Source organism: Achromobacter spanius (assembly GCF_002966795.1).
Taxonomy (GTDB): Bacteria; Pseudomonadota; Gammaproteobacteria; order Burkholderiales; family Burkholderiaceae_B; genus Achromobacter; species Achromobacter spanius_D.
Map to the genome: position 1 here is coordinate 5,735,415 of NZ_CP023270.1, position 13,882 is coordinate 5,749,296.

At 62.3% G+C, this 13,882-nt stretch carries 10 protein-coding genes; all 10 read left to right on the forward strand.

Translation table 11 applies throughout. From position 1 onward, the window contains the following. The 10 genes from tssE (at position 1) to CLM73_RS26025 (ending at position 13,881) form a co-directional block, all read left to right on the forward strand. On the forward strand, positions 1-429 hold the full coding sequence (tssE, locus tag CLM73_RS25980) for a type VI secretion system baseplate subunit TssE (protein ID WP_105240886.1): 429 nt from the start codon (positions 1-3) through the stop codon (positions 427-429). Between the two features lie 24 nt (positions 430-453). Then, on the forward strand, positions 454-2,220 hold the full coding sequence (gene tssF, locus CLM73_RS25985; RefSeq protein ID WP_105240887.1) for a type VI secretion system baseplate subunit TssF: 1,767 nt from the start codon (positions 454-456) through the stop codon (positions 2,218-2,220). Beyond that, a complete protein-coding gene (gene tssG / locus CLM73_RS25990; RefSeq protein ID WP_105240888.1) occupies positions 2,184-3,203 on the forward strand; it encodes a type VI secretion system baseplate subunit TssG in 1,020 nt (339 codons plus the stop codon). Before tssF ends, tssG begins: the two co-directional genes overlap by 37 nt. 80 nt (positions 3,204-3,283) lie before the next feature. Next, positions 3,284-4,567, forward strand: a complete 1,284-nt coding sequence (gene tagH, locus CLM73_RS25995; RefSeq protein WP_234015756.1) for a type VI secretion system-associated FHA domain protein TagH — start codon at positions 3,284-3,286, stop codon at positions 4,565-4,567. Further along, positions 4,564-5,574, forward strand: coding sequence for a type VI secretion system lipoprotein TssJ (gene tssJ / locus CLM73_RS26000; protein WP_105240890.1), 1,011 nt, complete (start codon positions 4,564-4,566; stop codon positions 5,572-5,574). The genes tagH and tssJ overlap by 4 nt, the downstream gene beginning before the upstream one ends. Next, positions 5,571-6,908 carry a type VI secretion system baseplate subunit TssK gene (gene tssK / locus CLM73_RS26005; RefSeq protein WP_105240891.1) on the forward strand — a complete coding sequence of 446 codons (1,338 nt, stop codon included), beginning with the start codon at positions 5,571-5,573 and terminating at the stop codon, positions 6,906-6,908. The genes tssJ and tssK overlap by 4 nt, the downstream gene beginning before the upstream one ends. Position 6,909: 1 nt before the next feature. Next, positions 6,910-7,785: a type IVB secretion system protein IcmH/DotU gene (gene icmH, locus CLM73_RS26010; protein WP_105240892.1), complete on the forward strand. Its 876-nt coding sequence runs from the start codon at positions 6,910-6,912 to the stop codon at positions 7,783-7,785. 33 nt (positions 7,786-7,818) lie between these two features. Beyond that, the gene (locus CLM73_RS26015; RefSeq protein WP_105240893.1) at positions 7,819-9,945 is read left to right on the forward strand and encodes a type VI secretion system Vgr family protein; all 2,127 of its coding nucleotides are present in this window, start codon (positions 7,819-7,821) and stop codon (positions 9,943-9,945) included. After that, positions 9,942-10,892, forward strand: coding sequence for a DUF4123 domain-containing protein (locus CLM73_RS26020; protein ID WP_105240894.1), 951 nt, complete (start codon positions 9,942-9,944; stop codon positions 10,890-10,892). The genes CLM73_RS26015 and CLM73_RS26020 overlap by 4 nt, the downstream gene beginning before the upstream one ends. Continuing rightward, positions 10,885-13,881 (forward strand): T6SS effector BTH_I2691 family protein, encoded by a 2,997-nt coding sequence (locus CLM73_RS26025; protein WP_105240895.1) that lies wholly within the window; start codon positions 10,885-10,887, stop codon positions 13,879-13,881. The genes CLM73_RS26020 and CLM73_RS26025 overlap by 8 nt, the downstream gene beginning before the upstream one ends. Position 13,882: the final 1 nt, after the last annotated feature.

Genomic DNA, 13,882 nt, shown 5'->3' on the forward strand with positions numbered 1-13,882 from the left:
ATGCCCCGGTCCCCAGGGCGCGGAAGTCTGTTCGAACGCCTCGATCCAGATCTTCCGCCGCGGCGCAATCGCACCCGCCAGGAGATGGCGGCCGAGCGTATCCGCGCCATCAAGCGCCAATTGGAATGGATCCTCAATTCCCGCCAGGGCAGCTCGCAGAGCAGCCCTGGTTTGGGATTGCGCGATCTGAACGACGCGGCGATTGGCGCCGTGGACCTGCGCCAGCAGGTCTGTCTGGACATCCACGCCGCGGTGGCCGCCTACGAGCCACGCGCGCGCGTTGTCGAAGTCAGACCGCTTCCCGGAACGGACGCGTCGCTGAATCTCGGCTTTCGGCTGGTCTGCCGGGTGCCGGTGAACAACCAGGAAGAGCAGGTGGAAATCAGCCTGCTCTTTCACCATCAAGGCCGACAGGTCAGGGTGACCTAGCACTAGCCATGGGAGGCTGACCGGATGCCACTGAAGGGAAAATTCCGCGAGGAACTGGACTACCTGCGCCGCTTGCGGCGCGTCTTCGCACGCAACAACCCGCAGCTGGCGCCGTTTCTTGGCGAGGAAGCGACCGACCCCGACGTCGAGCGCCTGATGGAAGGCTTTGCCTTCCTGACCGCGAAGCTGCGCCTCAAGATCGAGGACGATTTTCCTGAACTGACGCACTCGCTGCTGCAAATGCTGTGGCCCAACTATCTGCGGCCCCTGCCCAGCGCCACCATCATGCAGTTCGAACCCACCGACCATTCCATCACCGGCCGCCAGACCGTGCCACGCGGCACCAGTATCCAGTCTCGGCCTGTGGACGGCGTGCAGTGCCAGTTCCGTACCTGCCAGGACGTGTCGATATTCCCGTTCGAGGTCGCCGACGTCAATGACGGCCATTCGCTGGAAAAGTCGATTGTCCGCGTCGATCTGGCCACTCTGAGCCAGAATCCGCCCAACACCTTTGGCTGCGACAAGCTCGAGTTCTACCTGAGCGGCAGCGACTACACGGCGCAGACGCTCTACCTGTGGCTGGCCAAGTACCTGAGCGAGATCCGCCTGGAATCGTCGGGCGTGGTTCGTCACATACCGGTCAACCAGATTGGTTTTCCCGGGTTCCAGCCTGATGCCGCACTGCTGCCTTACCCCAAGAACGCCATGGATGGATACCGCATCCTCCAGGAGTACTTTCTCTTTCCCAGGCGCTTCTACTTCTTCTCCCTGACGCACCTGCTCGGATTCTGGCCGGACCAGCCCGCGACCAACGTGCGCATCGAGTTCCACTTCACGCGGCCCATGCCGGCGGACGTGCGCGTACGCAAGGACGACATCGCGCTGTACTGCACGCCGGCGGTAAACCTGTTCGAACACGATGCCGAACCCATCCGCCTGACCGGCAAGGCTGCCGAGCACCGTCTCATGCCTGGTGGGCAGCGGGCCGATGCGTATGAGATCTTCAGTATCGACAAGGTCGACGGATGGAAGAACGGCGATAGCGCGCAACCCGGAGAATGGCTGCGCACCTACGAGCCCTTCGAGTCGCTGCGCCATCAGATCGAACACGAACGCGGCCGCACCACGCTGTATTACCGCACGCGCTTGTCGTCATCGCTGGTCGATTCGGGCGTCGAGCACCGCATCGCCTTCGTGCGAGGAGACGATCACCACTACATCGGGCGGGAAGAGACCGTATCGCTCGCGCTGACGTGCACCAACCGCGATTACCCGCTGGCGCTGGGTGTGGGCGATGTCCGCGAAGGAATGCGCGACACCCCGGCGTTTGTCCGCTTCAGAAATCTGACCACGCCCACGCCGCCGTACCGTCCGGTCCTGGATGGCGATCTGCACTGGAGCCTGATCTCCAACCTCTCGCCCACTTACCTATCGTTGCTGTCGGCCGAACCGCTGAAGGCGATTATCGGCAACTACGATTTTTCGGCGCATCACGATATTCAACGCGCGCGGACGACGCAAAAACGTCTGGACGGTCTGCAGGAAGTGGTCAGCGAGCCGATTGACCGGATGTTCAAGGGCCTGCCGATCCGAGGCACGCGCACCCTTTTGAAGCTGGACCAGAACGGCTTTTCCTGCGAGGGCGATCTCTACCTGTTCGGGACAGTGCTCAGCCACTTCCTGTCGCTGTACGCCAGTCTGTCGTCTTTCCACGTGCTGGAAGCGATCAACACCACCAATCAGGAGCACTACGCATGGCCCATGCGCAGCGGCACGCAGCCCCTGATCTAAGTGACGCATTGCTGGCCGAGGCCAAAAGGCATGACTTCTTCTGCCTTCTGGAGCGCCTGCATGCGCTGCACGAGGACGATCTGGAATCGCCCGACAGCTTCGATGCGGATCATCAGCGCGTGCTCCTTGGCAATCACGCCGGGCTTGGCTTTCCGGCCTCCGACGTCGCCCTGGCCGAACGCCTGGAGGATCACGTTCCGCACCAGTATCGCGTGCAGGCCACGTTCTTCGGCATGCACGGCACGGATTCCCCCTTGCCCAGCTATTACCTGGATCACCTGGCCTACGAGGCCGGCCAAGGCGTGGGCATCCGGCCGGCGTTCCTGGACTTCTTCAACCATCGCCTGCTGACGCTGCTACACCAGGCCTGGCGCAAATACCGGTATTACGTCCGCTTCCGGCGCGGTGCGGACGATCAGTTCTCGCGGCGGATCTTCGCACTCATCGGCCTGAAGCATGACGCGACCCGCGGCGACACGCCGATCGCCTGGAGCCGGCTGCTGAGCTTTGCAGGCGCGGTGGTCCTGCGCAGCCGTTCGCCGACCATGCTGGCCGGGCTGATCGCGCATTGCTTCGATCTGAAGGATGTGCAGATCCGCGATTTCGAGCTGCGCTACACGCTCATCGACGACTGCGACCGCATCCGGCTCGGCCGGCGCAACGGCCAGCTCAGCGAAAGCTTCCAGATCGGCGACAGCGTCCGTACCCGGCACTGCAGCTTCGTCATCGTGATATCGGGCTTGAGCCAGGACCGCTTCCGTGAATTCCTGCCGGAAGGCGAAAACTTCGAGCGACTGCGCCAGCTTGTCGTGTTCCTGCTGCGCGACCCGGTGCCCTGCGACCTCGAACTTGGCCTGCGTCAGGACGAAGTTCCTCCCTTCAATCTTCGGCACGCCGACGGCACCCAATTGGGGTGGACCAGCTTTCTTGAGCAGCCGGCCACAACCCTCCCGCCGCCCGTCAGAGTCACTCTGCGCACATGACACCCACATCCTCCAATCATCGCCTTGCCCTGGTGGTCGACAATCCTCAGGTTCTGCAGAAAGGTAGCCAGCCCCGGTGCATGTTTGACACCGCAGGCGGCACGATCGGCGCCAACGGCGCGGACTGGATCCTGCATGACCGGTCCGGCCGCGTGCAATCCATTCACTGCGAGGTCCGCTACGAAGACGGCAGCTACTTCGTCATTGACCGCTGCGGTCAGACACGAGTGAACGACCAGATGGACCCGCTGGGCACGCTCGTCGGCGCCCGGCTGCGCGGCGGAGACATCCTGCATGTCGGACCCTATCGCCTGACGGTCAACCTGGATGGCGAGACCTACAACCTGCCCGACCCAGCCCGGCATCTCGCTGAACATGACGTAGCCGAGCTGCTGGGGACGTCGAATGAACCTATCGACGTCTTGCCCCACCACCGCGACGATGCGCTTGCGCCGAACCAGACGCCCGATCCCGGCTGGCACGAGTTCGACGCGTTGTCGGAGCCCTCGCCGCAAGGACGGCTGGACCCTTTGCTGGCGCTTGAAGAGGCCGCCCGGTCGGATTCCGCCTTGTCCAGCAGCGCCGCCGTGCTGGATTCCCGGAATTACGGGCAAACCCAGCTGGCCGCGCAGGCCGACCTGTCCACCACCCGATTCGAAGCCGTTTCCGGCTCCCCTTTGCATGCCTTCGGAGATCCCCCCATGTCGGGACACCCCCCTTCTTCTGCAGCCCCTGGCGCGTCCGATCAATGGATCCAGAATCAGTTCAATCAGACTGGCGACGCGGCAGGCCTTGTAGCGCCGCTGGTCGAAGGCCTGGGCGCACCGGTCGGTGCATTGGACCCCCATGCCGCGCACACCCTGCTGTTCGAGGCCGGCACCACCCTCGCCGCGCTCATCCGCGGTCTCGCCGCGCTGAACAGCACACCTGAAGGCAAGGGACTGGCGTTAGCCAAACGCACCCTGCAACCCATCGAAGACAATCCGCTGCGTCTCGCGCAGACCTACCCCGAAACCGTGCGCGCCCTCTTTTCGCGGGATCGCAGCATGGTTCACCTGTCGCCCACTGCCGCCGTCGAGGAATCGCTGGAGCAGATCGGCGAGCAGCATCGTGCGATGCTCAAGGCAGTTGCAGCGGGCCTGAACGCATTGCTGCAGGCATTCGCGCCCGACCAGCTTGAACGCCGCTTCGCCAGGTACCGGTCTGGCCAACACTCCGAGGCATTGCCCGGCGATTGGGCATGGCAGATGTACCGCCATTACTACGAAGAACTGAAGTCCAGCCGGCAGCAGGGTTTCGACAAGCTGTTCTGGGAGGTCTTTGACCAGGCCTACGATCAGGCCCTGCGCAAGGAAGAACCATGAGGCCAGCAGTTGGACTCTTGTGCATCGCGGCGTTGCTGTCCGGCTGCACCACGGTCGGAAACGTGCTCACGAAGACGGGGCAGGTCCTGATGGATCCCGGCATTCAGGTAGGGCCGCCCGAGGATCAGCCGACGCAAGTGGCCTTGAGTCTGTACGCCACCAAAGACGTGAATCCCAATCCCGTGGCCGAGCCGGCCGTGGATCTGGCGCCGGCTGCGCTGGATGAACGGTCGTTCTCGGTCAATGTGCACGGCGAATCGCGCGAAGACCTGGTCCACAGTCTGCAGACATTGCTCGACCACTTGCATCAAGAGGCCTCGGCGGCAGCGGCTTCTGAAGACGGCACGAGCACGTTGGTCAGGTCCGGTTTCACCAAGGTCTTCAAGCCGCGATCCGTCGCCGTGAGTCCCGCGCTTGATCGCCTGTGGGCGGACACGGTGACGACGAGCCGGGTTCCCTTCCCTGTGCAGTGGCAACTGCGCCAGGGCGACGACGCGCAAAAGTCGACTGCCGCCACTGGCGAAGTCGCGGGCGGCTACGACGTGGATGTGGCCCTGGGTCAATACCGCGACGGGGTCCCCCTGGCGCCCGCGGCGGCACTCGCCGCCGCAGATCACGTCAACGCCACGCCCATCGCCTTTCGCGTGATTCAGCTCAAGGACGATTCGCTGCTGGAGAACGCCGACCCCGACCTGGTCCGCAACGCCCCGAAGAAGGCGTTGGGAAGCACGTACATCAAGGCCGACGACTACATGCTCGCGCCCGGTCAATTCAAGTTCATCAACTATCACGAGCTGGACGAAGACACGCATTACGTCGCCGTCGTCGCAGCCTTCAACGCACCCGACGCGCAACGTTGGTACGACGTTCTCCGGGTGGAACCGCGCAGCCGCAAGTACGCCCTGCTGGTCACCCTGCAAGACACCCGCGTCGCCATCACCGACGAAAACTACCGGCCCGAAAGGGCCGCTCCACGCGCCCGCAATCAAGCGAGAAAAAATCCATGACCAGCCGCAATCCCGTCGTTTGGGGCGAAGGGCAGTTCGTCAAACCCCAGCATTTCCAGCAGACCGACCGGTACCTTGAACACTACGTCAACGTGCGCATGGGCAGCCGATATTGCTACGGCTTTTCCGAGCTGGAGCTGAATCAGGAGTTCCTGTCGTTCGGCAAGATCGCCATCGTGCGGGCCCGCGGCATCATGCCCGACGGCACCGCCTTCAACATCCCGCACGACCAGCCCCCGCCCGAGCCGTTGTCGATTCTGGATGCGACCGCCGCCAACCAGACGGTCTACCTGACCCTGCCGCTACGTTCGGACGGCATATCCGAGGTCCGCTGGCCCGATACGCTGGGCAACGCCCGCTACATCCATCGCACGGAAGACATCCGCGACACCCATAGCCATCAGGGCAATCACACGCCCATCGCCCTGGCCGTGCCCAACCTGCAACTGGCGCTGAACCGCGACGATCGCAGCGCCTTCACCGGCTTGGCGCTGAGCCGCATTCTCGACCGCCGTCCCGATGGCAGCCTGCTGCTGGACAGCGACTTTCACATCACGGGCATGTATTTGCAGGCCATCCGGCCGCTGGCGCATTTCATGGAAGAGATCGCCGCGCTGATGCACGAGCGCGCGAAAAGCATCGCGCACCGGATCGGGTCTCCGGGCCAGTCCGGGGTCGCGGATATCACCGACTTCAACCTGCTGCAGGCGCTGAACCGCTGGCAGCATCTGTTCCGACACCTGGCCCGCGACCCGGACGTTCGTCCGGTCGATGCATATCTGGCCTGCGGCCAGGCGTGCGGTGAGCTGACCACCTTCACCGACGAGGGCCGGCTGCCGCAGGACTACCCCGCGTATCAGCACGACTCGCCGCAGACCTCGTTCCGTATGCTGAAGGAGACCCTGCGCCGGGTCCTCAGCACCGTGCTGCAGCCACGCGCCGTGTCGCTGCCGCTGGACATGCAGGGTCACGGCGTCTACACCGCGCAAATCCACGACCCCAGCCTGCTGCAGAGCGCCGACTTCATCCTGGCGGTCCGCGCGCGCATGCCGCTGGAGCAGATGCGGCAACAGTTCGTGCGCCAGGCCAAGGTGGCGTCGCATCAGCTGCTGCAGGAGCTGATCCGCCTGCAATTGCCCGGGGTTCCGTTGATGACGTTGCCCGTCGCGCCGCGCCATCTGCCGTTCCATGCCGGCTTCACCTACTTCCAGCTCGACCGGTCGCATCCCCATTGGCAGCGTCTGATGCCTCAAGGATCAACTGGCTTCGGCTTCCACATTACCGGCGACTTCCCGGAGCTGGAGCTGCAGTTCTGGGCCATTCGGAGTCAATGAGATGAGCCAAACCATAATGGTCGGCAACGACCGTATCGACAATCCTTCCAAGGGTTCCGCCCTGCCCGACGTGCCCGACGATTTCATGCGCGCGCCGCGTGATCCCATCGTTCATGACCCCGAAAGTGTCCTGTACGACGGCGTCTTTCGCATCAATGCGGACGAGGACCTGCAATTTCAATTGCGTGGCCATAGCATCAACCCGCTGGTGGACATCGCCCAGCCGCTCTTCGGTCTGGTGATTCGCGTACGCCGCATGATCGAGCTGCCGCAAGAAGAGGTCAGCCGCCTCTATGAGAACGTCCGGGACCATATCACCGCGCTGTCCGAAGAGGTCCGGCAGCTCGGCTACGACGGGGCGACGCAGCTGTCATTCCGCTATGCCTTGTGCGCCTTCATCGACGAGGCAGTAATGGCCACGCCTTGGGGGGTGGGATCGCGCTGGAAGGGCCGGTCACTGCTCAGCTACCACCACAACGAAACCTGGGGCGGAGAAAAGTTCTTCACGGTGCTGGCCCGAATGCAGATGGATGCGGCCAAGTACCGCGACGCGCTCGAGTTCAAGTATCTGTGCCTGTGCCTGGGTTACCAGGGCAAGTATGGCCAGCAGCACAACAACAAGGACACGCTCAACGCCATCATCACCCGACTGCATGAGCAGCTGCGCCAACTTCGGGGCGACGCGCCCGAGCGGCTGGTGGACGCGCCCGCGAACATCGCCAGACTTCGCCGAAAGCTTCACCGCCAATGGCCGCTATGGACGCCGTGGGCGGTGGCCGCGGCCGTTATTGCCGGCGCCTATCTGTACTTCTCCCTGAAACTCGGCGCCGCCACGCAGATGGTGCTGGATTCGCTAGAGAGCATCCTCAAGCAGTGACCTGGCTTGCACCGAAACGAAGATAGAGACACCATGCCCACGCAATCCGATCTGCGCTTCACGTTTACCATCGGCGACGAGTCCTTCGAAGTCATCGAATTCACGCTGCAGGAAGGGTTGTCGGAAGCCTTCCTGCTGGACGTGGAGCTGGCCAGTGCCAACCCCGCCATCGATTTCGGCGCAGTGCTGGACCGCGCCGCACTGCTCACCATCTGGCACGCCGACACCCCGGTGCGGTACGTGCACGGCGCGGTCTCCGCTTTCGCTCAGCGCGACACGGGCTTTCGCAGGTCACGCTACTCCGCAATCGTGGAGCCGCGTCTGGCGCGACTGAAGCTCAGTTCCGACTGGCGCATCTTCCAGTCGCAAAGCGTCCCGCAGATCGCCGAAGCGGTGCTCAAGGCGCATGGCCTTACCCAGGATTACGAGCAGCGCAGCACCACCGAACACCAGGCGCGCGCATACTGCGTGCAGGCCGGCGACACCGACTATCACTTCGTCGAGCGCATCATGCGCGAGGAAGGCTTCTTCTATTCCTTCCGCCATACCGCCGAGGGCCATCACCTGGTCCACAGCGACCGCCTGTTCATCCATGGCCGCGTCGGCGATGAGCCGGTGCAGTACAACCCGATCCCCGGTGGTGACCAGCCGCAGCCGGCGCTGCGCCGTTTCTCGTACACCGAGAACGTGCGCACTGCGCGCCAGACCCAGCGCGACTACACCTTTCACCATCCGCGCTACACCCACCAGCACAGCCGAGATGGCCGAGATCTGGAGCATCAAGGCCGCCGTTACGAACGCTATGACTACCCTGCTCGGGCCAAGTTTGACGAAGCCGGCAGACCTTTCGCTGAGAACCGCCTGCGCGGCCATCGCCGCGATGCGCGCGTCGCTGTTGTTCAAGGTGATGACCCGCGGCTGCAACCGGGCATTTCATTCACCCTCGCCGGTCATCCGCGCGACGACCTGAACCGCGGCTGGCGTCCGGTGCACATTGTCCACCGCGGCATCCAGCACACAAGTCAGGCCGAGGAAAGTGCACAGGCCCAGCTGGGAACACACTACAGCTACGAAGCCGAACTGGTCCCGGACGACGCCGAGTGGCGCGCGGAACCGCTGCCTAGGCCCCGCATCGACGGCCCGCAGAACGCCATGGTGGTCGGCCCGCCCAATGAAGAGATCTATACCGACGAGTATGGCCGAGTGAAGGTCCAGTTCCCCTGGGACCGGCTCGGCAACGAGGACGAATACAGCTCATGCTGGATTCGCGTCTCGCAGAACATCGCCGGCGCCACCTGGGGCCACATGGCCATCCCGCGCATCGGTCAGGAAGTCATCGTCTCTTACTTTGACGGCGACCCCGACCAGCCCGTGATCACCGGCCGCGTCTACAACCGCCTGCAATTGCCGCCCTACGAACTGCCGCGTCACAAGACGCGGATGACGATCAAAAGCAAGACCCACAAAGGCGAGGGATACAACGAACTGCGCTTCGAGGACGAGAAGGACCAGGAAGAAATCTACGTCCACGCGCAGAAGGACCAGAACATCCACGTCAACAACGACGAAACCACCTTTGTGGGGCACGACCGCAGCGAGCAGGTCGAGAACGATGAAACCATCACGATCGGCCACGACCGCAAGGAGACCGTGGGCAACGACGAACAGGTCAACATCGGCCAGGACCGGCGGCACGACATCGGACGGGATGATTTTTTGACCGTGGGGCGCAATCACACGATCTACACCACCAAGGACCGCACCGAGGAAGTGGGCAATAACCGCCGCGACAAGACCGTGGCGAATCATTGGGTGAGTATTGGCGGGCATCAGGAACTCACCGTCGAAGGGCATTCGGAACTGCAGGCGGGACAGGCGATCCGGCAGCGCACGAAGGTTTATGAGGTGCAGGCGGCGGAGAGTCTGATACTGAAGGGGCCGGGGGGAACGATACGGATTGACGGGTCGGGGATAACGCTTGATGGGGTCGCTATTTTGATCAAGGGGCCGATGAGTCAGAAGGGGGGTGGCGGTGGTAACCCGTTTTCGATCCAGGGTAGACCCGCAACCGGAAAACCCATTGATCGCCTGTGCGGTCGCCGTCCCGACGGTACATGCCCCTTATCCGACTGCCGCTGCCTGGGAGGGCTTGCGCGATGACGCTTCCCAAAGCTCCGCCCTGGATCACGTCACTGGGCAAGGACATCGCAGAGGACGCGCTTCCTCGCGCGCCATTTCGTTATCTGTTGCTGATGACGGTGCCATTACAAAACTGGGCCTACCGCCCTGTCCCGCAAGAGGGCGAATATCGCCCGGCGTATGCGCCGGGAGCACTGGATATGGTGAAGGAGTTCGATCCCCTGCCCTGGCATGCCTGGGTCTGGCAAGGCACGTCACTGGATGAACAGTTTGACCGTGGCCCGCTGCTGGTTGACGCAACGAACCAGCCTGGGCTGATGAATCAGGCGCTCACACACTGGGCGCCCGCGGGCGGCGCGATTGTCATCGGTTCGGCGGCCGATCTCGGCGATCTGTCGGCACACCTCAGGGGTCTGGTGCAACTTGACCTGCCTTCTGAGGGCGAAGCCACCCTCAACGTCCAGCCGCATCACCTTGCCGCCTGGCTGGAGGCGTTGGACAACGACCAGCGGGATGCGTGGCTCGGCCCGATCAGCGCCTTGCTTTGGCGCGCCAGTTGGGGTCCAGTTCACGACTGGCGCCGCGTGGACCGCGAGGTCTCCGGATATGTTGGCGGTAAGACGGGTGTGCTGATGCTGCGCCCTCACGAACTTGAACGCTTCGACGCCAACACAAGAGAGCACTTCGTGCTTAGCCGCATCTACGACGTGCATTCGATGCCGGATCACAGCGGCCGCAGCATCGACGAGATTCGCCGCTGGGTAGAGCAGCTTCTTCAGTTGGCCGACCGCCTGAATTTTCACGATGAAGTCGTCGCAGCCCAATACATCAGCGTACTCGCTCATGATCCATGGCTGCTTCAGAGCGATGAGGCGCGCGGCATTCTCAACGACTTGACTGAGTCTCCGCAGGCGCGCCTGCGTCAGTTGGAATCGCTGGTACGCACACGGGAATCAACCCATGGCTAAGACTACTGTCGGCAGCGCAACGTCAGCTCCGGCGTGCAGCGCACGCATTCCGATCCTTCCCATACGATATGCGGTTGTCCCGAACGCGGACGGCTCTTCCCCGTACCGGTATGCCGCGTCCGGCTTCAAGCTCGAAGCGGCCTTCCCGCGCCTGCAATTGTCTTCGTATACCTTGCGCGCCATTCGCCCGGGATACGTCTATGTCTTCATGAAGGGTTCCAAGCGCGAAAAGCTCGTCATCCACGAGTACGACGGTGAAGGTCACTATCAGGAACTGACATACACCGGACTGGAGAACTACGACAGGAGGGACAAGTACAAGGCGGGCGCGCGCATGGGGTGGGTGTGGGCAGACACCTGCCCCACGACTGCCGCAGAGGTGTGGATCGGCTATAGCCCGCACCTCTGGACCAATGACATGACGACAAAGATTTCCGCAGATACTGCGATGCGGCGGCGTCATATGCGGCCGCTGAACATGGCCGAACTGACCTCGGGTGACAAATCGCCCTCCGGCCAGCACCATGTGCTGCCGGCGGATGCATTGACCCGGTGGGTCGAGGACTTCAAACCACGCCACGAGCGTTTGCCGCTCGAATGGAGCAGCCATGCCAGCAAGGATGATCTGCCCATCAGCAGGTTTCTGGCCCAACGAAATCACTATCGGTTTACGCAATCGCGGGTGCCCGCAGTCGTGGTGCTCAATGACGCAGAGGGACTATGTCAGGACCTCAGCCTGTCCGTCGCCGCGTATCAGCATCAGACACGCGACCTGATGCCCTCCGAACGGGTCCATCCGGCCACCAACATGGACCACCCAGAGTACGACGCGAGGGGGTTTCCGGAGGCATTTAGCCGGGACGTGGAGGTCTTGAGTGCCAAGAGCCAGAGCTACCATCACCGAAACCTGACGGCTTTGCTACTTGAAAAGACCTTGCGCACCATGTACCCGGGCGACAAGCATGCGCCAGAGCAGGTGGCAAAGTCGCGCTATGAGCATCAGCAAAAGCAGGTCGGCCACCACCGGCGCCTTACTCCCTCCGAGATGGCATTCGAAGTGCTTACGAACGAGCATGTTTCGCCCGACGGCAGCCGTCTAGGAAAGCGAATCGACAAGGCCAAATATCGCCGATTCCTGGCCGAGCGCGACGAGGTGAAGAGCCGACTGGGACATCTCCACGTCATCGTGGCCAAGGCCAGCGAAGATCACGATCATTGGCTTGCCACTGCGGAAGCCGCATACGAGAACGATCCGAACAGCCTCGCGGCGCCCCTGACCGCTTACGATCGCAACAACCGAATATCAGCGATAGGGCTGGAAGTGTCCCTGTCCATGCTGATTCATCCCATGAGCCAATCGTTGCCCGGCACCGAGGACGACGATCCTCGCTTTATGCGGTTGAATGCGTGGCTCGACAAGCATGACAGCCCGATCTATACGGCGTTGGCGCCATTCAACCCCTTCAAGGAAAAAGCCGATGCGGTAGGGTCCTTGCTGGGCGCCGCGGATTACATCATTGAGGATCTGGCGGGACGATTTCCAGCCACGGCCGGCGTCACGGACCTGACAGCACAAACGGTGACCACCGTGGTGCTCAAACGCATGCGCGGAAAAACCCGCTGGGATGCCAGCCGCACCCTGCGGCAACGGGTACTCGCCGCCGCTGAGGAGGCGAATGCAAGCAAGGCCATGGGCTTGATTGGCGCTCGCTACCGCATCACCGACGAGGTGGTACGCACGGATGCCTTCAGCAGAGAAGTCGACAACCTCATCAAGTCTGGCATGGCGAAGGTCGAGGAGATAAAGAAGGTTCGCGTCCACGGTAGCCGCAAGGTGACCATTGAGGAGACGTTGACCCAACGAGTGAAACCGAAATTGGCATCGATCCTCACCACCACCGGCGGGGGAGCGTTGAACGTCGGCATGCTCTGGTTCAACATCGTGAACCTGAAGTCTGCCTATGACAACATGCTGAGCGACCCGTCCTTCGAGTATGTGACTGGTTTCGCTTCCGCGATTTTTGGCGCGGCGGGCGCCGCTGCGGCGGTGCTGGTCAGCGCGCGGGCCGCTCATAAAGTCATCATGCTTCGCGTCAGCACAGCGGGGCCGGGGATGGCATTTGGCAATGGTTTTATACGAGTAATTGGAAGCAACTTGTTTAGCCGGTGGGTGGGCTATCCAGCGATTTTGACGAGCTTCGCTTCCGATATCGCGAAAGCTGGCCGACAAGCACAAAACGGCGATGAGACCGCCGCCGGCTACACAGTTGCCGGAGGATTCATGGTTCTCCTCGGTAGCGTGGCGCTGTTGGAAGGCTCTCTCGCCATTGCGGCGCCGACGATGGTAATTCCATTCGCAGGCCTTGCAGCCGCAGCCGTGGCTTTACTTGGAGCAGCAGTTGTCGCCGGCGGCGTCGCGTTTCACGCGGCAGCCAGAGAACGCAAGCACGAACCCATCGAATTGTGGGCCGCTCGTAGCGTGTTCGGAACCCTCGAGAATGACGGCGAATTTCGCGATGACATCATACCGAACAAGGATAAAGAACTACCGCCATATTCCGACGTGGAAGCAGAAATTAAGGCTTGGTACGCCACCTATTTCGCGCCAGCATTGTTGGACAAGCAGCAAGCTCAAACGCTAGGCATCCTGGGCGCCGACAGTCGCTGGCTGGACAATACCTCTTGGTGGGGGGCTTTACCCGCGAAAGGCTTACCGGCTTCTGGCGTCGCCGAATTTACGGTCTTCCTGCGGGAATATGTCATGGGACAAAGCGACTGGTCGTACGAATTGAGGATCCCAGGCCCCCCAAAACAAGTTGTTCCTGGCGCGACCACAACAAGGATTTATCAAGTTCCCGGAGGGCTGGTCATAAACCTAGTCAAAGAGATAGTGGGGCACTCCGGCCTCGCCTTAGAGGTCAAGTTTGTTCCAAACCACGGACTCGATGAAAGTGCCGTGGCCTCTGCTCAATTTTTTCTGAAGCGCTAGT

Coding starts and splice junctions, on each gene's coding strand:
- tssG (WP_105240888.1), top strand. CDS start 2,184: ATGGCCCATGCGCAGCGGCACGCAGCCCCTGATCTAAGTGACGCATTG.
- icmH (WP_105240892.1), top strand. CDS start 6,910: ATGAGCCAAACCATAATGGTCGGCAACGACCGTATCGACAATCCTTCC.
- CLM73_RS26020 (WP_105240894.1), top strand. CDS start 9,942: ATGACGCTTCCCAAAGCTCCGCCCTGGATCACGTCACTGGGCAAGGAC.
- tssF (WP_105240887.1), top strand. CDS start 454: ATGCCACTGAAGGGAAAATTCCGCGAGGAACTGGACTACCTGCGCCGC.
- tssE (WP_105240886.1), top strand. CDS start 1: ATGCCCCGGTCCCCAGGGCGCGGAAGTCTGTTCGAACGCCTCGATCCA.
- tssJ (WP_105240890.1), top strand. CDS start 4,564: ATGAGGCCAGCAGTTGGACTCTTGTGCATCGCGGCGTTGCTGTCCGGC.
- CLM73_RS26015 (WP_105240893.1), top strand. CDS start 7,819: ATGCCCACGCAATCCGATCTGCGCTTCACGTTTACCATCGGCGACGAG.
- tagH (WP_234015756.1), top strand. CDS start 3,284: ATGTTTGACACCGCAGGCGGCACGATCGGCGCCAACGGCGCGGACTGG.
- tssK (WP_105240891.1), top strand. CDS start 5,571: ATGACCAGCCGCAATCCCGTCGTTTGGGGCGAAGGGCAGTTCGTCAAA.
- CLM73_RS26025 (WP_105240895.1), top strand. CDS start 10,885: ATGGCTAAGACTACTGTCGGCAGCGCAACGTCAGCTCCGGCGTGCAGC.